Annotated in this window: 18 protein-coding genes; 15 read left to right on the top strand and 3 right to left on the bottom strand. The window is 37.2% G+C overall.

Annotated features, from left to right (window positions below; all coding sequences use genetic code 11):
• Positions 1-222: 222 nt before the first annotated feature.
• Positions 223-1,467, top strand: a complete 1,245-nt coding sequence (locus tag ACE38V_RS09425; RefSeq protein ID WP_375841169.1) for an MFS transporter — start codon at positions 223-225, stop codon at positions 1,465-1,467.
• A 195-nt stretch (positions 1,468-1,662) separates the two neighbouring features.
• Here ACE38V_RS09425 and ACE38V_RS09420 read toward each other — a convergent pair whose 3' ends face one another.
• Entirely contained in the window at positions 1,663-2,235 is a 573-nt protein-coding gene (locus ACE38V_RS09420) for a TetR/AcrR family transcriptional regulator (RefSeq protein ID WP_375840981.1), read from the bottom strand.
• A gap of 232 nt (positions 2,236-2,467) precedes the next feature.
• Between ACE38V_RS09420 and ACE38V_RS09415 the strand changes: the two genes are divergently transcribed.
• The 9 genes from ACE38V_RS09415 to ACE38V_RS09375 all read left to right on the top strand — a co-directional run bounded on the left by ACE38V_RS09415 (position 2,468) and on the right by ACE38V_RS09375 (position 14,377).
• Positions 2,468-3,094: an FMN-dependent NADH-azoreductase gene (locus tag ACE38V_RS09415; RefSeq protein ID WP_375840980.1), complete on the top strand. Its 627-nt coding sequence runs from the start codon at positions 2,468-2,470 to the stop codon at positions 3,092-3,094.
• A gap of 485 nt (positions 3,095-3,579) precedes the next feature.
• Positions 3,580-4,242: a 7-cyano-7-deazaguanine synthase QueC gene (gene queC, locus ACE38V_RS09410; RefSeq protein ID WP_375840979.1), complete on the top strand. Its 663-nt coding sequence runs from the start codon at positions 3,580-3,582 to the stop codon at positions 4,240-4,242.
• Positions 4,243-4,244: 2 nt separating this feature from the next.
• The gene (queD, locus tag ACE38V_RS09405) at positions 4,245-4,727 is read left to right on the top strand and encodes a 6-carboxytetrahydropterin synthase QueD (protein WP_375840977.1); all 483 of its coding nucleotides are present in this window, start codon (positions 4,245-4,247) and stop codon (positions 4,725-4,727) included.
• Positions 4,720-5,448, top strand: a complete 729-nt coding sequence (queE, locus tag ACE38V_RS09400; RefSeq protein ID WP_375840975.1) for a 7-carboxy-7-deazaguanine synthase QueE — start codon at positions 4,720-4,722, stop codon at positions 5,446-5,448. Before queD ends, queE begins: the two co-directional genes overlap by 8 nt.
• A 49-nt stretch (positions 5,449-5,497) precedes the next feature.
• Positions 5,498-6,064, top strand: coding sequence for a GTP cyclohydrolase I FolE (folE, locus tag ACE38V_RS09395; RefSeq protein ID WP_375840974.1), 567 nt, complete (start codon positions 5,498-5,500; stop codon positions 6,062-6,064).
• Between the two features lie 665 nt (positions 6,065-6,729).
• Complete coding sequence (locus tag ACE38V_RS09390) at positions 6,730-7,761, top strand: Wadjet anti-phage system protein JetD domain-containing protein (protein WP_375840973.1); 1,032 nt, start codon at positions 6,730-6,732, stop codon at positions 7,759-7,761.
• A complete protein-coding gene (locus tag ACE38V_RS09385; protein WP_375840972.1) occupies positions 7,734-9,248 on the top strand; it encodes a replicative DNA helicase in 1,515 nt (504 codons plus the stop codon). The genes ACE38V_RS09390 and ACE38V_RS09385 overlap by 28 nt, the downstream gene beginning before the upstream one ends.
• The gene (locus ACE38V_RS09380; protein WP_375840971.1) at positions 9,235-9,978 is read left to right on the top strand and encodes a DUF6063 family protein; all 744 of its coding nucleotides are present in this window, start codon (positions 9,235-9,237) and stop codon (positions 9,976-9,978) included. The genes ACE38V_RS09385 and ACE38V_RS09380 overlap by 14 nt, the downstream gene beginning before the upstream one ends.
• Positions 9,962-14,377 (top strand): hypothetical protein, encoded by a 4,416-nt coding sequence (locus ACE38V_RS09375; protein WP_375840970.1) that lies wholly within the window; start codon positions 9,962-9,964, stop codon positions 14,375-14,377. The genes ACE38V_RS09380 and ACE38V_RS09375 overlap by 17 nt, the downstream gene beginning before the upstream one ends.
• 360 nt (positions 14,378-14,737) lie before the next feature.
• On the opposite strand, the gene ACE38V_RS09370 is transcribed toward ACE38V_RS09375, so the two are convergent.
• A complete protein-coding gene (locus tag ACE38V_RS09370) occupies positions 14,738-15,088 on the bottom strand; it encodes a tRNA-binding protein (RefSeq protein WP_375840969.1) in 351 nt (116 codons plus the stop codon).
• Positions 15,089-15,337: 249 nt separating this feature from the next.
• On the opposite strand from ACE38V_RS09370, the gene mug reads away from it, so the two are divergent.
• On the top strand, positions 15,338-15,868 hold the full coding sequence (mug, locus tag ACE38V_RS09365; RefSeq protein WP_375840968.1) for a G/U mismatch-specific DNA glycosylase: 531 nt from the start codon (positions 15,338-15,340) through the stop codon (positions 15,866-15,868).
• 55 nt (positions 15,869-15,923) lie between these two features.
• On the opposite strand, the gene ACE38V_RS09360 is transcribed toward mug, so the two are convergent.
• Complete coding sequence (locus ACE38V_RS09360) at positions 15,924-16,055, bottom strand: hypothetical protein (RefSeq protein WP_375840967.1); 132 nt, start codon at positions 16,053-16,055, stop codon at positions 15,924-15,926.
• A gap of 550 nt (positions 16,056-16,605) precedes the next feature.
• Between ACE38V_RS09360 and ACE38V_RS09355 the strand changes: the two genes are divergently transcribed.
• The 4 genes from ACE38V_RS09355 to ACE38V_RS09340 all read left to right on the top strand — a co-directional run bounded on the left by ACE38V_RS09355 (position 16,606) and on the right by ACE38V_RS09340 (position 19,816).
• A complete protein-coding gene (locus tag ACE38V_RS09355) occupies positions 16,606-17,430 on the top strand; it encodes a transporter substrate-binding domain-containing protein (protein ID WP_375840966.1) in 825 nt (274 codons plus the stop codon).
• Between the two features lie 56 nt (positions 17,431-17,486).
• Positions 17,487-18,149, top strand: coding sequence for an amino acid ABC transporter permease (locus tag ACE38V_RS09350; RefSeq protein ID WP_375840965.1), 663 nt, complete (start codon positions 17,487-17,489; stop codon positions 18,147-18,149).
• Between the two features lie 18 nt (positions 18,150-18,167).
• On the top strand, positions 18,168-18,911 hold the full coding sequence (locus ACE38V_RS09345; RefSeq protein ID WP_375840964.1) for an amino acid ABC transporter ATP-binding protein: 744 nt from the start codon (positions 18,168-18,170) through the stop codon (positions 18,909-18,911).
• Between the two features lie 308 nt (positions 18,912-19,219).
• Positions 19,220-19,816 carry an HAD-IA family hydrolase gene (locus ACE38V_RS09340; RefSeq protein WP_375840963.1) on the top strand — a complete coding sequence of 199 codons (597 nt, stop codon included), beginning with the start codon at positions 19,220-19,222 and terminating at the stop codon, positions 19,814-19,816.
• Positions 19,817-19,984: the final 168 nt, after the last annotated feature.

Genomic DNA, 19,984 nt, shown 5'->3' with positions numbered 1-19,984 from the left:
TCGATTATCATTATGAAAGTGGAAAGGGAGTTCAACTTTATTATCCTCAAAGGAGTCTTCCCCCACAAAAGGGTAATATTGACAACAAAGTATGTGCCGTTTATAGTTGATGGAGGCCCCTTTACTTCTATTCAGAATACTCCATGCTACTCCCATTTACTGCCTCTTTCAAAAAAAAATTTACATACTATAAAGAGAAAAGGTTGTGAAAAAATGACCTCAATGTCAACAACTGAACAAGGTAGTTGGAAGAAGAACATTATTCTCTTTTTAAGCAGTCAGACAATTTCTCTATTTGGTTCGTCACTTGTTCAGTATGCAATCATGTGGTATATCACACTCCATACTAAATCGGGGGTGATGATGACGATTTTTATCATTTGTGGTTTCATCCCTACTTTTCTATTATCTCCGATTGCTGGAGTTTGGGCAGATCGCTATAATCGGAAAATATTGATTATGCTATCCGATGGTTTAATTGCTTTGGCTACATTGCTTCTCGCAATTGTCTTTTTACTTGGATATGATGCGAATGGGCTATTATTTGTCATGGCAGCCATTCGTGCGCTTGGAACCGGAGTACAAACTCCTGCGGTTGGGGCTATTTTACCGCAAATTGTGCCTAAAAAAAATGATATGCTGACGAGGGTGAATGGAATAAATGGAAGTATTCAAGCAGTCATCATGTTTGTTTCACCAATTATTAGCGCTGCTCTATTAACGACGGTTTCCCTTGAAAGTATTTTCTTTATTGACGTCATTACTGCCGCTATCGCAATCCTAACCTTGCTGCTCTTTTTCCATATACCATTACATGAAAAAGCTAAAGAATTTCAAAAAACAAGTTATTTTTCAGACTTAAAGGAAGGAATCATTTATATTCACCATCATCGATTCCTAAAAATTTTCTTTCTCTTTTTTGCGATTTTCTTTATTTTAATGGCTCCAGCTGCCTTTTTAACCCCCCTGCAGGTCACTCGAAGTTTCGGTGAAGATGTTTGGAGGCTGACAGCAATTGAAATTGCGTTTTCTGTTGGAATGATGGTAGGCGGCGGAATCATTGCGTCTTGGGGAGGATTTCAGAATCGGATACATACGATGACCTTTTCAAGTATTCTAATGGGAGTTTGTACCTTTGCTCTAGGCGTTGTTCCGAATTTCTGGATTTATCTAGTGTTCATGGCTATTTTCGGAGTGGCCATGCCTATTTTTAATACGCCAACTACTGTTCTGATTCAGGAAAGAGTGGAAGAAAATTATTTAGGACGAATATTTGGTGTATTTGGAATGATTTCAACCTCCATGATGCCGATTGGGATGCTTATCTTTGGACCAATAGCAGATATGATCAAGATTGAGTGGCTTTTAATCTTAACGGGACTGTTGATGCTTGTGCTTACCGTATTTTTGGGAAAAAATAATATTTTACTTGAAATCGGAAAACCATTAACAAATGAAGGAAAATAAAGGAATAGAGAAAACGACTCATCCCATGAAACTCTGTATCATGGTTTTTACATTGAGTAAATTTCTAATTTTAATATCAACAAAGGGGTTTTTTTACAATTGAAGTTTTCTGATTTGAACAGAAACAAATATAAGAGATTAACAAAAGAACCGCTAATGCCTTCATACTAAATGGGCTTTAGCGGTTCTTTTTCATTAAACCGTTTCTTTATAATAATCCCTTAGTCCATTTTCTAAAACAGGGACTAATTGCTCAACAAGTTGCTCAGCAGGGATTTTCCGTCCATCCTTATTCCAATTGTATGCTGCCCCATAAATACCCCAACTTAACGCGGTGGCAATCGATTGATATTCCTCCTTGCCATGATGTTTATTTTCTAGTAAATGTAAAATCACATTTTGTAATTCCTCAATCATCTTTGACTGAAAATGTTCCCCTAATGATTGATAGTTTCGTCGACAGCCCTCACTTAACTCCTGATGATATTGACACATTACAAGTAATAGATTTCCAAGTGAGCGTTTGTTCAATAATTCATGACAATAAAGGCGTTTCTTCAAATTTTCGCGAAATCCCTCTAATAAGGTTGAATCCAACAAATCATACTTATCTGTAAAATGCATATAGAATGTAGCCCGATTAATCGTTGCTTTTTCAGTAATATCCCGAACAGTAATATTTTTAAAATCCTTTTCCTGAATGAGATCAGTAAAGGCATCAAGGATGAGTTGTTTTGTTCTCACAACTCTAGGATCGCTTTTTCCCATTAATGGTTCACCCCAAATTAAAATATTTCAGAATAATATATTTATAGCCAATTGTTAAATAACATATATTTTCTTAAAAGTGTTGCTTATCCTACATATCTTACAAATTGATGATTGAAAGGTATTATTCAATATTTTATCATGAATTTTGCAACGCGTGTTGTTTAAACGATACATGTTAGTAAAATGGTCACAATAATTCTTTTTTAGACCTAAGCGGGAGGAAATTTCAATGTCAAACGTACTATTTATTAAGGCCAATTCACGCCCGACCGATCAAGCGGTCAGTGTTCAACTTTATGAGTCTTTTCTTAAAAGTTATCAAGAAACTCATCCAGAAGATGTTATTACAGAACTTGATTTATTTGCAGAAAATTTATCCTACTATGACAATGATAAAATCAATGGTATGTTTAAGCTAGGAAGAGGAATGGAATTAACAAAGGCAGAACAAACTGCAACTCAAATTGTTACAAAATACCTAGATCAATTCCTTGCAGCAGAAAAGATTGTATTTGCTTTCCCATTATGGAACTTCACAGTACCAGCTGTTCTTCATACGTATTTAGACTATTTAGGTCAAGCGGGTAAAACTTTCAAATATACAGAAGAAGGTCCGGCTGGTCTCCTAGCAGATAAAAAGGTTATGCTTTTAAATGCAGCTGGTGGCGTCTACTCTGAAGGACCTGCTCAATCCGTTGAAATGGCTGTTCGCTATGTCCAAACTATTCTTAATTTCTGGGGAGTGCAGGATGTAACAACTGTGATCATCGAAGGACATAATCAATTCCCAGATCGCGCTGAAGAAATTATTCACAATGGACTTACGAAAGCAGCAAAACTTGCTGTTGAATTTTAATAAGTGATTCGATGTTGGCCGGGTTCCAGGAATGGAATTCGGCTTCTTTGATTTAAGTGATGATCTTGTTCATGAGGGATCGAATAAATGATAAAGTCAAAAAAAGGAAACGGCTTAATATAGATATGTGAGAGAAGTTGAAAATAAATTTTGAATGCTAGAAAATATCAGTGGAATCCTTAACTAATGAAACCGGAAAAGTTTCTATATAAGAACAAAATGGAGAGTCTGTTTTTTCAAGTTGTATTGAAGAAAAGCAGCCTTCCCAACCCGTTGGCAGAATATTTCTATTGCAATAGAACAAACTCCATAAATCTTTGAAACAAAAAGCTTCTAACAAAATAATGGATTATGTTATAATATATCGCGTAAATAATAAAATCCGCATACGCGGTGGAGGTTCTAGCACCCCTCTTTAAAAAAACTAAGAAGAAGCTGTACTTCTATCTTGGAGTACAGCTTTTTCATTTGGAAGGAGTTTTATTGTGTTAAAGAACGAAAAAGCAGTGGTGGTTTTTAGTGGTGGTCAAGACAGCACGACTTGTCTATTCTGGGCAATAAAGCAATTCAAAGAGGTTGAGGCTGTCACATTCAACTACAACCAAAGGCATATTACAGAAATTGAATGCGCCAAAAATATTACGAAAGAACTGGGTATCAAGCATCATATTTTGGAAATGTCCCTTTTAAATCAATTAGCACCAAATGCTTTAACAAGAAATGAGATCGAAGTGAGAGATGGAGAAGAAGGAGAATTGCCGTCCACCTTCGTACCCGGAAGAAATTTATTGTTTATGTCTTTCACAGGGGTTTTAGCGAGTCAAATTGGTGCAAAGCATATCGTGACAGGGGTTTGCGAAACGGATTTTAGCGGCTACCCAGACTGTCGCGACATTTTTGTGAAATCCTTAAATGTTACCTTGAATCTTTCCATGGATCAGCAATTTGTCATTCATACACCCCTCATGTGGATTAATAAAGCAGAAACCTGGGCATTAGCAGATGAACTGGGGGCATTCGATTTTGTTCGCGAAAAAACTTTAACTTGCTATAACGGCATTATCGCCGATGGATGTGGGGAGTGCCCAGCATGCAAGCTTCGTAAAAAAGGACTAGAGGAATACCTACTAGTTCGGAAGGAGCGATAAACATGTATGGGTTTCGCATCGTAGATAAACTGCAAAAAATTGATGAAGATATTCAGAGAGATCAATTAAAATATCATCAAAAACGAGTCATGATCAGCAAGGAATTTACCTTTGACGCTGCGCATCATCTCCATGATTATGAAGGAAAATGCAAAAATTTGCATGGACATACCTATAAAGTGATTTTTGGTATCAGCGGCTTTCTGGATCATCGTGGATTAGCTGTTGATTTTGGCGACATCAAAGAGATATGGAAAAAAGACATCGAGATTTACCTAGATCACCGTTATTTAAACGAAACGCTGCCACCGATGAATACAACGGCTGAAAACATGGTTGTCTGGATTTATGAAAAAATGGAGCGAGCCTTGAATCAAGAGGATCGCAAGCAGCAATACAACAAAGCAAGAGTGGAATTTGTACGTTTATTTGAAACTCCCACAAGTTATGCTGAAGCAAGACGGGAGTGGATGGAAAATGAGTAAAATTCCTGTAATGGAGATATTTGGCCCGACGATTCAAGGAGAAGGAATGGTCATCGGACAAAAAACAATGTTTGTTCGTACCTTAGGTTGTGATTATTCCTGCTCATGGTGTGATTCTGCCTTCACCTGGGACGGTTCGGGAAAAAAGTTAAGCAAACAAATGACGGCAGAGGAAATTTGGCAGAAGCTCTATACACTTGGTGGTGATGGATTTTCGTTTGTAACGATATCAGGAGGAAATCCTGCACTATTAAAAAATCTAAATGAACTCATCCATTTATTAAAAGAAAAGAACATCCAAATAGGTTTAGAAACACAAGGGAGCAAATGGCAGGACTGGTTTATCGATATCGATGCCTTAACGATCTCGCCGAAACCGCCAAGCTCGAAGATGATAACGAATTTTGCTACACTTGATTCCATCATTCTTCAGTTGAAAGAACAGGAGAGGTTGAAGAATACGAGTTTAAAAGTGGTAATTTTTGATAAACCCGATTACGATTATGCGAAAAAGGTTCATCTGCGTTATCCCGATGTCTCCTTTTTCCTTCAGGTTGGAAATGATGATATCCAAACAATGGACAATCAACAACTATTAAGTCAATTAATAGCGAGATATGAATGGCTCATTGAAAAAGTAATGGCCGATCATGAATGGAAAAACGTAAAAGTTCTACCTCAGCTGCACACGTATGTTTGGGGAAACAAACGAGGTGTTTAAAGAGGATCTGAAGACTAGTTTAATAGCAACAGGGCAGGGGGAAATGAAATTGACAAACATCAATCAAACACAAATCGAAGAAGCCATTCGTTTAATTTTAGAGGCGGTTGGTGAAGATCCAAACAGAGAGGGATTACTCGAGACACCAAAGCGTGTTGCCAAGATGTACGAAGAAATATTTTCTGGATTAACCATCGATCCAAAGCAGTATTTTGAAACAATTTTTAACGAGGATCATGAGGAGCTTGTCTTAATAAAAGATATTCCATTTTACTCCGTATGTGAACATCATCTCGTCCCATTCTATGGAGTTGCGCATGTCGCGTATATCCCTCAAAACGGACGTGTGGCTGGGCTAAGCAAATTCGCCCGTGCAGTTGAAGCAATTGCTCACCGACCTCAATTACAGGAACGAATTACCTCAACGGTTGCTAATACGATAATGGAAACACTAGAACCATATGGTGTGATGGTGATCGTAGAAGCAGAGCACATGTGTATGACCATGCGTGGTGTGAAAAAGCCAGGTGCCAAGACTGTTACTACTGCGGTACGAGGTACATTGGCAGAGGATAGCCAAGCACGAGCGGAGATTTTGAGTTATATCAAAAAGTAGTTTAATCAACACAACTCATTTGTTTAAGAATGGGTTGTGTTTTTTTAGATTGTTAATATCAAAGTTGAAATCTAAGAGTTTCATAAAATTAGCTTAAGAAGTGATTCTATCACATCATTTACCGAGATTAAAGAAAACAATTTGATGTGATTATACCTAATTAGAGTGCAGAAACTAATGATAGCGAGAATATGGACCGAAATACCGTAATAGTAATGGGAGAAAAACGAAGACCCTTTTTGATAATACGGAAATATGTTAAACTAAAGATCCTTGGCAGGGGCAATATATTCATTTGATGGAAGATAGCAGCTAGACGGAAACTGAGGATTTTCGTTTGGCTCTATCTTTTTTTATAAAATGAACCGATTATACCTACTGAAACCTGTCTTACAATGAGACCGTATGAGTATAAAGATAAGACTTTATCATTCATATTTTGGAGTTTCTATTTTTTAGTGAATTTATCCATTTCTAGAAATAAGCAACCCAATGAATTATCAAGATTAGGAAAATAAATCGACTGACTTTTCATATCCTCTATTTTACATATTTTTTTAAAATAACAGCCTTGGACCTTTCTAATATTTTCATACTGCGTGTTCTGATTAAATCTAGTACAATTAGAATTAACAAAGAATGAAAAAAATAGGAGTGCATAACTGTTGGATGAAAGCAAAAGAATGTTGGCCACCTATAAGAAAAAAACAATCAGTCTATCAGAGCTTGAACTTATGTTTAAGCCATTAATTCATACATATGAAGAATTTGCCAAGATCATATTACAATTAGAGGATACTGAACTTTTAATGATGGTGAAAGCAAAAGGCCGGACTCATCGAACACCCTCTTTAGCCTTTCAGTATCGCATTAATAAGAGTGAATTAACTGGGGATTATCATAAAGAATTGCAGCATTATCGCCTTCTTTTTCACACTTCAATTAATATAGATGAATATTATCGTGAGGATCCAGCTATTTGGAAGGAACATTTGCCTTTTATCAAGAAGGTTGATGATTACTTAAAGCGATATTCTTTTCCACAGGAATCTGTTCCTGCTCCAGAACGAAGCTATGAGATAGTGGGAGATGAAAAATGGATTGTAGAAAAAGGGGGAAAGGAAATTCTTGAGAAAATCGGACTGTTTTCACAATTAAACATCATTCCTGTTTCCGAACCCCTCATGTTTGCAATCAATCCCACACAAATTAATGAGAAATCTCAATTCCATTTGATTGTCGAAAATAAAACCACCTATCAAGGCTTGTTACCTACCTTAAGAAAGACCTCTTTTTCTACTTTAATCTACGGATGTGGGAAAGCAGTGATTAAAAGTATTGAACAGTTTCCGATGCAATATCCGATTTCAGCTGACCATCACTTCTTTTATTTTGGCGATGTGGACCGAGAAGGAATCTCGATATGGTCATCTTTGAATCAGAAACAGGAGGCTGTCCTTGCTCTTCCATTTTATTTAGCTTGTCTTGTAAAAGAACCTGCGACGGGAAAGGAATATCAAAAGGAAAGAAGTACAGCTATCAAACAATTCATCACTCATTTTCCCAAAAAACATCAGGAGCAAATTCTTAGCTTGCTGCAAAATGGAACCTATTACCCTCAAGAAACGTTAAAAACAAAGGAATTACAAGAGATATGGAGGGAAGCGGATTGGACAAGCTTGATATCCAAGATATAACAAACGGCTATCGGGAACGGGTTAGAAGGCTTGCTCTATTCGACCCCTTATATGAGCTCGATCGTAAGAGAGAACAGGACCAAGCGGAGCACATGATTGATATGAAGGGGCTCGGGCTCTTAACCTTGCTTTTCTTTTTTGAACAAAAGCTGATGAGACAATATAAGACGGGGGCTAAGCATTTAGCCAGATTCTTAAAAGAGCTCACCGAATCCCAATATTGCCTTGATGAAGCAGATTATGAACGAATCGCGAGAACTATTATTCAGACCTTCCGACCAACAACAGGGAGAAAGAGAAGCTATTCCTTTTTCAACTGGGAGGTGAATCAGGAGGAGGTCATTGAATACTCCATCCTCAAAGCCAATAATTTTGATATAAAAACAAACTCTCAATATTATACCCTTGATGAAGACGGCCTGGAATTAGTATTTGCAACTAAAGAGTTTTATAGTGAATTTCAGCTTTCTATTAATCAATTAATGTTAAGAAAGCAATTAGACAAAGGAGAATTTAAAGGGGCCCTTAGACAGATTAATGAAATGCGGATTGATGTTGAAAGCTTGGAGGAAAGAATGACAAGGCTCAAGCATGAGATTCAACGAAGCATTGTCTCAGAGGAGACGTTTGAACGATATAAGCAGCTGCTGGAGGATATTTATGGTCGGCTGGCAAGAGAGGATGAAGAATTTAAGGAGCTGCGCCAATTTGTGAAGGAAACCAGAGAACGCCTTTTCTCCAAGGATGTTCATAAAAAAGAAAAGAAGACATACGATCTCATTTTGACGATTACAAGAGAACTAGAATCAGTCCACTATCATCATTCCCGACTCTTAGAGCAAACCTTTGCCTTGAAGAATACGACCTTAATTACGGCGCAAGAATCCCTCTACTACACGGGGATTCAAGCCTTTAACTTTGATCAAGATATAGTTTCAACCATCATCTCAACCCCACTGCCTTTAGAAGCAATGGCTGGTGTGCTTCATCCCTTTTTCAAAGTTGAGGAAAATGAAACTTGGTCACCGTTAACGGTATTAGCGGAGCAAAACATTACTGAGGATCGTGCAGAAAGGGTCGAACAAAGCTTTATTTCGGTGAATCAGAGAGAAGAAAACAATCCATATCAAAAAGGTTTAATGAAAAAATACAAAGAACTGATGCAGTTCTTTTTGCATGCCTATGAATTAAATAGAGGAAATACACTCTCCCAGTTTATCGATTATCTTGATGAAATCGAAAGATCAAGCTTGTATGGGCACCGATATTTTTATGATTTTTGGCTGATTCTCCATCAACGCTCTCCCATTATCAAGGGAGAGATGGATGAAGAGGAAGGAAAGACACTTCTCGGAGAGGCACTTTCCCTTTTAGAAAATAGGAGCTTGACCGTTCGTGAAGGAGTTGGAGTATTGAATCGGCATGAACGGTTTTCGATTCAAGAGCTAATCATAACAGTAGAGGGTGAAGATGATGAATTACTCTGAGCAAACAGTCATCAGGGCTTTTCAGATTTATACAAAACTAGCAAAAGATGGAGTAGCTGATAAGGAAGCTGTCCAGCAATATCGGGCAGATGATGAAATTCGTGGGCTTCTTGATGCCTATAGCCGCGAAGTCGATTGTGTGATTGTCGGTACTAGTGAGCAACTCTTTCTCATCCCCAAAACCAGACTCTCTCCTTTTCATGTCAGCAACGAATGGATAAAACGGCGTTACTTGCGGTCAGGGGCGACAAATGGCGATATTTATCTTCTCTATTTCTCAACGATCATCCTATTTGGATGCTTTTACGATTCGTATCAAAGTGGAGAGCCAACTAGACAATTCCTACGATTGGATGAGTGGGTCCGCTTTATCCAAGAGCGAATCGACCAACTGAAAACTCATGATGAGGAAGAAATCAAACAATTAGAAAAAGAATTTTCCTATAATTGGAGTTTAATTATTGAGAAATGGGAGGATATGGACGATATTAAGGAAACAGCAAAAAAACAAACTGGAAACACGATTAGCCGCTTTAGTTTCATGGATACCGTAAAGCGTTTTCTCAACGATCAGGAATTAATTCAAGAAATCGGAAATGACGAGATAACATTGACCGAAAAAGCGAAAACCATCATTCAGCGCTATTTTATGGAAGTAGAATACAATAAAGGAATTTTTGAATTTATTTATGGATTTGAAAGGAGGGATGAGGATGCCTTCTATCAGTAAAATTCGTCTAACCAATATCGTCTATGAAGAGGGAAACAAACGCTATAATGATGAGCTATTTTTATTTGATGGTCATAATGGGGCCCTTCTTCTCGAAAATGGCGGTGGGAAAACCGTCTTCATTCAGACTGCCTTACAAGCGATATTGCCTCATACCGATTTAGCGAATCGAAAAATCAAAACCACATTAATGCTCGAAAATGCCCCGGCACATATTGCGATTGAATGGATTACCAATGATCAGCCTAGAAGATATGCTGTGACGGCAGTTTCTCTTTTTACAACCAAGCAAGGACTCGACTCCTTGCGATATGTCTATGAATATGACGCAAATGACCCGAATGGAATAGAGGGAATTCCTTTTGTTCGAGACGGAAGAGAAGGGAAACGGACTGCTGAGCGCGGAGAAATGCAGGATTATTACAGTCATATGCGCGACAAAACCTTTAGTGCCAGAACCTTTCACACCATCAAGGAATATAAAACATTTCTTGAAGAGCAATATCACATTATCTCTGGCGAATGGGAAAGCATAGCCAAGATTAACAGCTCTGAAGGTGGAGTAGAAGCCTTTTTCGATGAATGTAAAAGCACTAATCAGCTGTTTGACAGGCTGTTAATTCCAACCGTTGAGAGTTCAATTGTTGGCCTTGAATCCACTTTATTTGCTGATATGTTTGAACAACAGCACGCTAGCTTTAAAAATTATAAAAAGCTGAAAGAAACCATTGAAGAAAATAAACAAATTGAACATCATTTAGAGAAATATGCCGGAACTTTTGAGAAACTTCATCAACGTGAGATAGAGTATCTCAAAACGAAGCAACATGCCAAGGGGACTTGGAACAAAATATTAAACGAGAAGCAGCAATTTTCAAAAGAGCATACCCTAGTTATAGAAAAATTAGAGGAATGGAAAAGGAATCAGGTGCTTTATCAAGTCAAAACCTCCTCTTATGAAATTTTTTCCGAAGAACTCGTTTTGCAGAGGCTTGAAACAGAGTATAAAGAAGCCTTAGCGAAGGCGACAGAAAAAGAAGAAAGCTTACAGCAACATAGAAAGGATTACTATTCGCTAAAATTGGCTGCATTGAAGCTTGATCGAAAGGAACAAGCTGATGCGTTACATCAAATTGAAGAGGAGATAGCCAAATACGAGCAAACCTTAGAGGTGCAGGAGTACGAGGATCAGTTAATCGAAGCAAAACAAGCCTTGCTTGGTTGGTATTTGTCACAGATAGAAAGAATAGAAAAGGACAAGCAGTCTCAAATCTATCAATTAAATCCCCTGCTTAACCAATTACAACAAACGAAGGAATCCATAGAGAAATTAAGAAAAAAGGAAACAAATCTTCGAGAGCTTCTTTCCAAGCATTCGGGGATCATCCATTCCAGAGAGCATGATGTAGAAAGACTAAAACAGCTATTGCTTTCTAATCCGGAACAAGAAGAGGTTCAAGTAGAGCTGATTCATTGGCAAGAACGAGCGCAATTTCTTGATGAAGCTATCATTCGCCTGAAGCAGGAAGTAAAACAGCTCATGATGCAAATACAGGAAGCAGATGAACGTAAGGAGAATCTTCAAAAGGATTACAATTTAGCCAAGACGGATAAAAATACGATTGAATATGAGCTTTCCACAATGAAGAAAGCTCAGGAAAATCTAATGGAAAGACTAACCGCATTACGGCCTCAATGGATTAAAATGGAAAGCATCTATCACTCTCAAAATTCGATTGAATCATTCATGCTGGAAACCATCGATCTTTTAATGAGGCAAAAGGACGCCCTTTTGCATAAAGAACGTGTTGCCTACCGTTTTGTTGATGACTATGGCAACCAAAATACCTTCTTTAGTGATGCTTTTCTTGAAACACAGCTCTCTTCCTGGAAAAATCAAGTAGATTATTTAGTGACAGGAGTAGAGTATCTCGAAGGCCTAGATGGGAACATGAAGGAAAGGATTAAAAGCTATCCATTATGGCCCATTACCTTAGTAACAACCAATAAATCGAAGCCAAAGGTTATCGAAAAGCTGAACCATCTAGCTGATCAATTACAATTTCCGATTACAGTGATCACAACAGAAGAAGCATTGTCCATTCATCAACAAGAGAACAACCACTCTTGGATTGCCCCAGATCACTGGAACAAAAACATAGACGCCAATTTTTTTCAAGAATGGAAAAAGCAAATCGGCACTTACGCAAAGGAATGCAGTCAGCAAAGAATTGAGAAGGAAGGAGAAATCAAACGATGGGAAGATGGATTGAACGCCTTCAATCATTTTCTTCACACATTCCCTTATGAGCAAATTACTCAGTTGAACGAAAAACTTTCAAAGCTAAAAAATCAGCTTGAAGAATATTCCGCCAGTATTCAAAATCAAAAACAACAGATTGATGAACAGCGTTTAAAGATGTCGCAACATCAAAGATCCATCGAACAGCATCATGAAGAAAAGCAAGGACTGGAAGGAAAAATCGAAAAGGGAATTCAGTATCTTCAATTTGAAAAAGAGATTGAAGAGGAGAGAAAGAAGGAGAAGGAAGCCAAGGAGCAGTTGTTTGAATTAACGAGATTTCAAATGAAAGTCAATCAGGAATTGCCCTATTTAGAAGATGAAGTTTCACAATTTCAAGCTCGCATAGCCGATCTAAATGCTGAACTCCGAATCCTAGCACAAGATGAAGACTATCAATCCCTGAAAGCATTCACTCCAAGCTTTACAAACGAAAGCAAGAAGAACATTCAGGATCAAATCCGCTCTTTAGAAATGAAAATAAGTGAAATCAATGTTACCCAAGGAGAATGGCTAGCAAAGCAAGAAGCAACTAGAAAGACCATACAGCGGTTGGACACACAGATGAAAGAGCTCTTAAATGAGCATAGAGAAATAGATGAAGAAAGAGATTTTCCTAGTGACGGAAAATCATTCATGCAAACACTATGGAATCGCATCACTCAAATGGATAAGGAGGTCGAAATCCTAACGAGTGACCTGCAGCGAAAAATGTCACGCATGGATAAGCAAAAAGGAAAATGGGAAACAAAAAATGAGCAATTTAAAGAAGACTTTCCTGCCCAAGATATCCTGATGTTCAATCAACCATTAGTGGAAATAAGGGATCAATTAAATGCAGAAAAAGAAGCTCTTGATGAACGAAAAGCCTTCATCGATCAAGAGTTAGCAAGAATGGAGAAGGAACTAAAATGGATTGAAGAAGCAAAGTATGGGCTCGAGCTATTCGAGGAAGGCCATCATTTTACTGCTCCGGACATTCAGGCAATTTCCTTAAGTACCGAAGAATCGATTCATTTTTCCTATAATCGAAAAAAATTCGTTAAAGCCATTACAGACGAATTGAAGAAAAACCAAGAGTTAGTAGAATTGGAAAGCAAAGAAGTCGAACATGCGAAGCGTCAATTCAGGGAATTTTGTCTGAAATCTATTTCAGATATCAAATTGCAGCAGATGGCAATCAATGGGGTCGAGCATAAGCAAGACTATGAGGAGATCCTCGATTTCAAAAAGAATATGATCATCCGAATTGAAAAGAGCTCCCGTTATGCCAATGAACATATTCGTCAAAGCGATGAGGATGTACAGCACTTTATCAATTCAATCCATTCACATCTTCTCACCCTTGTGGAGGAGCTTAAGCAAATTCCTAAGAAAACAAAGGTGAAGGTGCTGGATGATTGGAAGCAAATTTTCTCCTTTACCATTCCGGAATGGGGGGAGGAGATTGGCAAGATGCGTATTCGGGAATATATCGAGTGGATTTTGCAGCAATTAGAGTCTGAGCAATTCTTAAACGAACAAGGAATTCAGGATGACGGAAAGGTCCGAAAAGAAATCGAAATGTGGCTCCAATCCAAACAGCTTCTGCAAATGGTTATGAATAACGAGGTCATGAAGGTAAGCTGTCGCAAAGTGACAAATGATAATAAAGTAACCACCCGCTCCTATTCCTGGGAGCAAAGCAATATTTGGTCCGGCGGAGAGAAATGGAGCAAAAACATGACTCTTTTCCTTGGAATCCTTAATTATGTCGCAGAAAAGAAAAAACATATTCAAGCGAACATGAAGCATCATCGAGCTGTCATCCTCGATAATCCTTTTGGAAAAGCGTCCAGCGAGCACGTATTAAGTCCTGTTTTTTTTGTCGCCGAGCAGCTTGGCTTTCAAATCATTGCTCTTACAGCCCATGCCGAAGGAAAATTTCTTCAGGACTATTTCCCTGTCATCTACAGCTGCCGCTTAAGAGCATCAACTGATGCAAACAAAAAGGTTATGACAAAAGAAAAATGGCTCCATCATGCGTACTTTGAGGATCATGAACCAAAAGCGATGGAGCGGTTAGGTGAGACGGAGCAGATGGTGTTGTTTGAATAACCATCCGGGACGGTTTTTTGAGAAATTTCAATCATAAGGAGTTTTATGGATAAGTCTTCATCTCTTTATTGGGATAAAGACTTTTTTTGTGCTTTATCCATATAAAAAAGCAACAAAACATTTCTCTGTAAAAACGGAAAGAAATCCGCAATTTACCTATTTGAGTATGAATCTTGTTGTTTTTCAATTAAATATTTATAACAGAAGATTATCTAAAGATAATTATATAAGGTGCTTGATTTTCAAAGAAAATTAGAGTGAGGAAACGACGAAAACGCAGGGATTCCATGAGCCCTGCGTTTTATCTAATTCTATTATTTGATATAATAAATTATAAATTACTCTATGTACAAAATTGATCTAACCAAGTCTTGTGCCATTTGGAATTGGTTTTTCAGGCTGGGCTAAAACGGGAACAATGCCGTCTGCATAACCGATATCAAAGAGCATGCCTTCTGAAAGCTCACCCGCCATTTTTCTAGGGGCTAAATTGACAACAAATAATGCTTGCTGTCCCTCAATCTCTTTCGGATTTTCTCGTTCACCCTTCATTCCTGTTAAAATAGTTCTTGTAAAGTCACCAAAGTCTACGGTTAATTTTATGAGCTTTCTAGAATTTTCAACATCCTCAACTAACGTAATCGTCCCCACTCTGATATCCACCTTTTCTAGTTCATCGATGGTAATAGTAGGTTTGACAGGTGCTACCATACTTGCTTCCCCCTTATAATAGGATTCAATAAGATGTACTTAAAAACGATTAATTTTTGATACGCCTTTATTATACCTTGATGTTCATACCAAAATGATGTTTTCGCTGTATCATTTAACAGATATTTCACAAAAGGAAAAAAGTTCCCTTTGATTTAGGTTAAGATAAAATAGGAGAGAATCATGTTTCATACAGATTAAGTATCACCTCATTCTTGTTATTTTTGAAGAAACGAAAGGAGCTTCGTCATGCAGCCAATACCTGATCATCTTAAGAAAAACCTGAATATCCTTTTTGTCGGCTTTAACCCCAGTATTCGTTCGAGTGAAACAGGATATCATTACGCCAATCCCAACAATCGCTTTTGGAAAATATTATTTGAAGCGGGAATTACTCCAAGGAAAATGGAACCATCAGAAAATCACCAATTACTCGAACTTGGCTACGGACTAACCAATATCGTCTCAAGACCGACTAAAAGTGCAGATGAAATTACAGCTGAGGAATATCTTAAAGGAAGAGAGGAACTAAAGGAAAAGATTCTCTATTATCAGCCAAGGATTGTGTGCTATGTTGGAAAAGGGGTTTATCAGCAATTCAGTTTGAAAATGAACATCCCATGGGGAAAACAAGAAGAATCCGTCGTGAATGGGACAATTGATTTTGTTGCCCCGTCTTCGAGTGGATTAGTGAGGATGAAGTTTGATGAGATTGTTGGGATTTATAAAGAGCTCAAGGAACTTATCTCGCATTCTTTTTTGGAAAATGAAAAGACATGAATTCATCGAAAAAGAATTCATGCCTAAGTTTGATATTTTATTTCATGATGTTTGATTATTTCTTATCGGCATTCTTTTTATTATCATTTACTTGTCTTGAAGAGAACAATGCTTGTTGTCTTTCATTAAATTGATTCACCATAATTTCTCGTTTAAACATGATTTCTCGATGCTTTTGAGGATCCATATATACATTTCTCCCTTCACCAAAAATCAACGCAAAATGAAAGCGCTTACTATAGTATATTCAGTAATCTTTATTTGAATACTGTTATATTTCTAAAATAAACAAAAATATTTAGTTTTCTATTTCAAGTAAAAGTAAAAGGACCAAACCCAAGTTTAATAAGAGATGAAGATATTTCCAAAAATAACCTCAATGTATTGATCATGCTTGAGGATCTGTTCATAATAATGAATTCCTTGTGTAAAGTCCTTTTCTTACTAAAAATATTGCCCCTTAATAAGTCCACTTAAAATACTACTTATTACATTTCATACTCTTATATTAAAAGACAATATTAGCACTCACAAAATATCAATAAAGGAAAACAAGGTCATAAAATGTAGGTTTATAGAATAGAATATTTAGCAACATGCTTGGTCGATTTTATAGGAGCTATATAACGTCGTATCAATAGGAATATATACCATAATATTCCAATTATCCAACCAATAGATGAATTCAATTTCCATTTAAACAAGCTATCAAATTAAATAAAAGGGGTGTTCTTCTTATGAAAAAACTGAATATTTCGTTATTTATACCTCTAATAATGATTATCCTTACTGCCTGCGGTTCAAATGAAGATGCAAAAAAGAATGGTGATAGCAAAGATTCATCGAGTTCTGGGGCTAAAAAGGAATATCATTTGATTGAAGATGGGAAATTAACCTTTGCAGCATCTGGAGAATTTAAGCCATTTAGCTATATGGAAGGCAATAAGATGGTTGGATATGATATTGCAGTTGGGGAGGCGATTGCTGAAAAATTGGGGTTGGAGCCAAATCCACAAAAAGCCGCATTTTCTGGTATTGTGACTGGAGTCGTGGAAGGGAGATATGATATTGCAGTGGCGAGCCATACGATTACAGAAGAGCGGTTAAAGCAAGTTAATTTTACAACTCCTTACTATTATTCCGGACCGGTAATTTATACAAGACCTGATAGCAATATCCATTCTGCGGATGATCTCAAGGGAAAAGAAGTATCTGTTGCTAGAGGAACTTCATACCTTGAAATTGCCCAACAATATACGAAAAATATTCCTCAGGTTGATAGTGATGTTGTTGCCTTACAATCACTTGCGAGTGGTCACCACGATGCAGTTATTACGGATGATATAACCGGTCAAAATGCGATTGATAGTGGTCTTAAGATTGAAAACCGCGGCTACTTAGGTGTGAGTGAACAGGGGATAGCTGTTAACAAAGAAAATAAGGCATTACTCAATGCCGTCAATCAAGCCTTACAAGAAATGCTTGATAGTGGGGAATTAGCAAAGCTTGCTGAAAAATGGAATGGCGTGGATATCACTAAGAAACCAGAGAAGAATGAATAAAAACAAAAAATGTGTGCAGCGAATGCACACATTTTTCCTTAAAAGGGGTGGTTAGATTGCCTAATTTGCAGCATTTTCTTAATGTATTCACGAGTAGCTATGAAATTTTTTTGAATGGATTATGGATTACATCGAAATTATCTATTGTTTCCTTATTGATTGCCTTAATCATCGGGATCTTTTTTGCTTTAATCAAAATTTCAAACATTCGCATTTTAGCATGGATAGCGGATGCATATATCTGGATTGTGCGAGGGACTCCTCTAGTAGTACAAATCTTTATTCTATTTTATGGATTAACTAACGTCCTCGTCATTCCAATGTTTTGGGCAGGAGCCGCGGGTCTTGCCTTTCATAGCGGTGCCTATATTGCAGAAATCATCCGAGGTGCCATTCAGTCGATAGATAAAGGGCAAAAGGAAGCAGCAATGTCACTCGGCATGTCCAAAAGACTTACAATGCAAAGAATTATTTTTCCGCAAGCCCTTCGTCGGTCACTACCAGCCCTTGGAAACCAATTTATTATCGGGATCAAGGATTCCTCTCTTGTTTCCTTCATTGGCATGCAGGATTTATTTGGAGTTGCGAGCACCATGGGTTCCAACAATTTTGATTTTCTCAGCTACTACTTAACAGTTGCCATCTATTATTTATTAATCGTTCTCATTCTCATTTATATGGTAAGACTTTTTGAGAAAAGATTAGCCATTAGTGATTAATCGAAGGGAGGGAAGTCTATGAGTGAAAAAGCAGAAATGATTAAGATTGAAAAATTAAATAAATACTTTGGTGCTTTACACGTATTGCGAGATGTTGATCTCACTGTCCATGAAAGTGAAGTGGTTGTTTTAATTGGCGCCAGCGGTTCCGGGAAAAGCACTCTCCTTAGATGCCTTAATTTTCTTGAGATAAAGGATAGCGGAGAAATCTACATCAAAGGGAAAAAAATGAATGTAAAGAAAGATAACTTAAATCAGGTAAGGGAAAAAGTCGGGATGGTATTTCAACATTTTAATCTCTTTCCGCACAAAACTGTTTTAGACAATATCATTGAAGCACCTATTCAAGTCAAAAAAATATCAAAAGAGCTGGCAATCGATGAGGGGATGGGATTACTTGAAAAAGTGGGCTTAAGTGATAAATTCAATGTCTATCCTTCCAAGTTATCCGGTGGACAAAAGCAGCGAGTTGCGATTGCTCGTGCGCTTGCGATGAAGCCTGAAATCATGCTATTTGATGAACCGACCTCAGCGCTTGATCCAGAGTTAGTTGGAGAGGTACTCGCTACTATAAATGCACTTGCAAAGGAAGGAATGACCATGGTGATCGTGACCCATGAAATGGGGTTTGCTCGCGAGGTTGGAGATGTTTTGGTTTATATGAATGATGGAAAAATTATCGAGACTGGCACTCCAAGTGAAATATTTTATAATCCTAAGGAAGAGCGGACTCGAGTATTTTTGGATTCGGTATTAAAGTAAAAAATAATTTGAATAATCCAGCCTTATAAACAGAAATTCTATAAGGCTGGGAATATTTTGAAATAAATTCATTCTAAGATGCTTAAATAATATAGTAGGAAAAAAATTACATAGGATAAAATAGCATGCAAAAGATTGTGTTTCAAATTGTGAAAGGAATTTTTGTCAGTACCGTTTGTACATACTTTAATTAAAAGGGGAATCATATTGACTTGGTTCCAGATTATCTTTTGGATTATAATAGAAGCTCACCAATTAATAAAATAACAGGTTCTAACTTAGAAAATCATATTAAAAGGGTGGTTTAATTGAATATATTATGGGATTTTGATGGAACATTATTTGATACGTATCCTGCTTATACAAACACACTTTCTAAAGTATTGGGTGAAGCAGTAGATAAACAGGAAATCTATGAAAAGTTAAAAATTTCGTTTCCGCACGCCATTGAGTACTTTAATATTTCCAGTACACAGAAAGAAGAGATAGATAGATTAAAGAAAAAATTATCTCCAATAGAAATGAAACCATTTGAAGGTGCAGAAGAAATCTTAAAATTTGCCAATAAAAATGTCATTGTTACACACAAGGAGAGGGCAGGTGTTATTGCTATCCTAAAATACTATGGATGGGAAGAATACTTTGCCGATATGATTACGATTGACGATGGCTTTCCTCGTAAACCTGACCCATTAGCATACTCTTATTTGCACAAAAAACATAGAATCGACCTAGTTATCGGGGATAGAGAATTGGATTTATTACCCGCAAAAGAATTAGGTATTTCGACCTGTATTTTTCAAAGTCAAACGGATGTAGCCGATTATCAAATAAAGGACTACAGTGAATTTTTTCATATGGTTCTTCCGTTAGCCAAGCAGTCTCTAAACCAATATAAACTGTAAACTTTTGGTTCCTTAAAAAAGCAGAGGATTGAACTGCACCTCCAATTGTTAGACACTATCTAACAATTGGAGGTGCAGTTTTTATATGACTAAATATACAAGTGATATAAAATTAAATATTATTCAAGGCTATAACCCGAAAGTAATTTCTCAAAAAGAATATGCCAA

The sequence above is a fragment of the Cytobacillus sp. Hz8 genome (assembly GCF_042263505.1).
Taxonomy (GTDB): Bacteria; Bacillota; Bacilli; order Bacillales; family Cytobacillaceae; genus Bacillus_BE.
The sequence above is the reverse complement of the archived record's forward strand: the minus strand, read 5'-3'. Positions and strand labels throughout refer to the sequence as shown.

Bases quoted from the DNA above. Each gene is read 5' to 3' on its own strand.
- ACE38V_RS09380 (WP_375840971.1), top strand. From the start codon at position 9,235: ATGAATTACTCTGAGCAAACAGTCATCAGGGCTTTTCAGATTTATACA.
- ACE38V_RS09370 (WP_375840969.1), bottom strand. From the start codon at position 15,088: ATGGTAGCACCTGTCAAACCTACTATTACCATCGATGAACTAGAAAAG.
- ACE38V_RS09415 (WP_375840980.1), top strand. From the start codon at position 2,468: ATGTCAAACGTACTATTTATTAAGGCCAATTCACGCCCGACCGATCAA.
- queE (WP_375840975.1), top strand. From the start codon at position 4,720: ATGAGTAAAATTCCTGTAATGGAGATATTTGGCCCGACGATTCAAGGA.
- ACE38V_RS09355 (WP_375840966.1), top strand. From the start codon at position 16,606: ATGAAAAAACTGAATATTTCGTTATTTATACCTCTAATAATGATTATC.
- ACE38V_RS09425 (WP_375841169.1), top strand. From the start codon at position 223: ATGTCAACAACTGAACAAGGTAGTTGGAAGAAGAACATTATTCTCTTT.
- queD (WP_375840977.1), top strand. From the start codon at position 4,245: ATGTATGGGTTTCGCATCGTAGATAAACTGCAAAAAATTGATGAAGAT.
- mug (WP_375840968.1), top strand. From the start codon at position 15,338: ATGCAGCCAATACCTGATCATCTTAAGAAAAACCTGAATATCCTTTTT.
- ACE38V_RS09360 (WP_375840967.1), bottom strand. From the start codon at position 16,055: ATGGATCCTCAAAAGCATCGAGAAATCATGTTTAAACGAGAAATTATG.
- ACE38V_RS09345 (WP_375840964.1), top strand. From the start codon at position 18,168: ATGAGTGAAAAAGCAGAAATGATTAAGATTGAAAAATTAAATAAATAC.
- ACE38V_RS09375 (WP_375840970.1), top strand. From the start codon at position 9,962: ATGCCTTCTATCAGTAAAATTCGTCTAACCAATATCGTCTATGAAGAG.
- ACE38V_RS09420 (WP_375840981.1), bottom strand. From the start codon at position 2,235: ATGGGAAAAAGCGATCCTAGAGTTGTGAGAACAAAACAACTCATCCTT.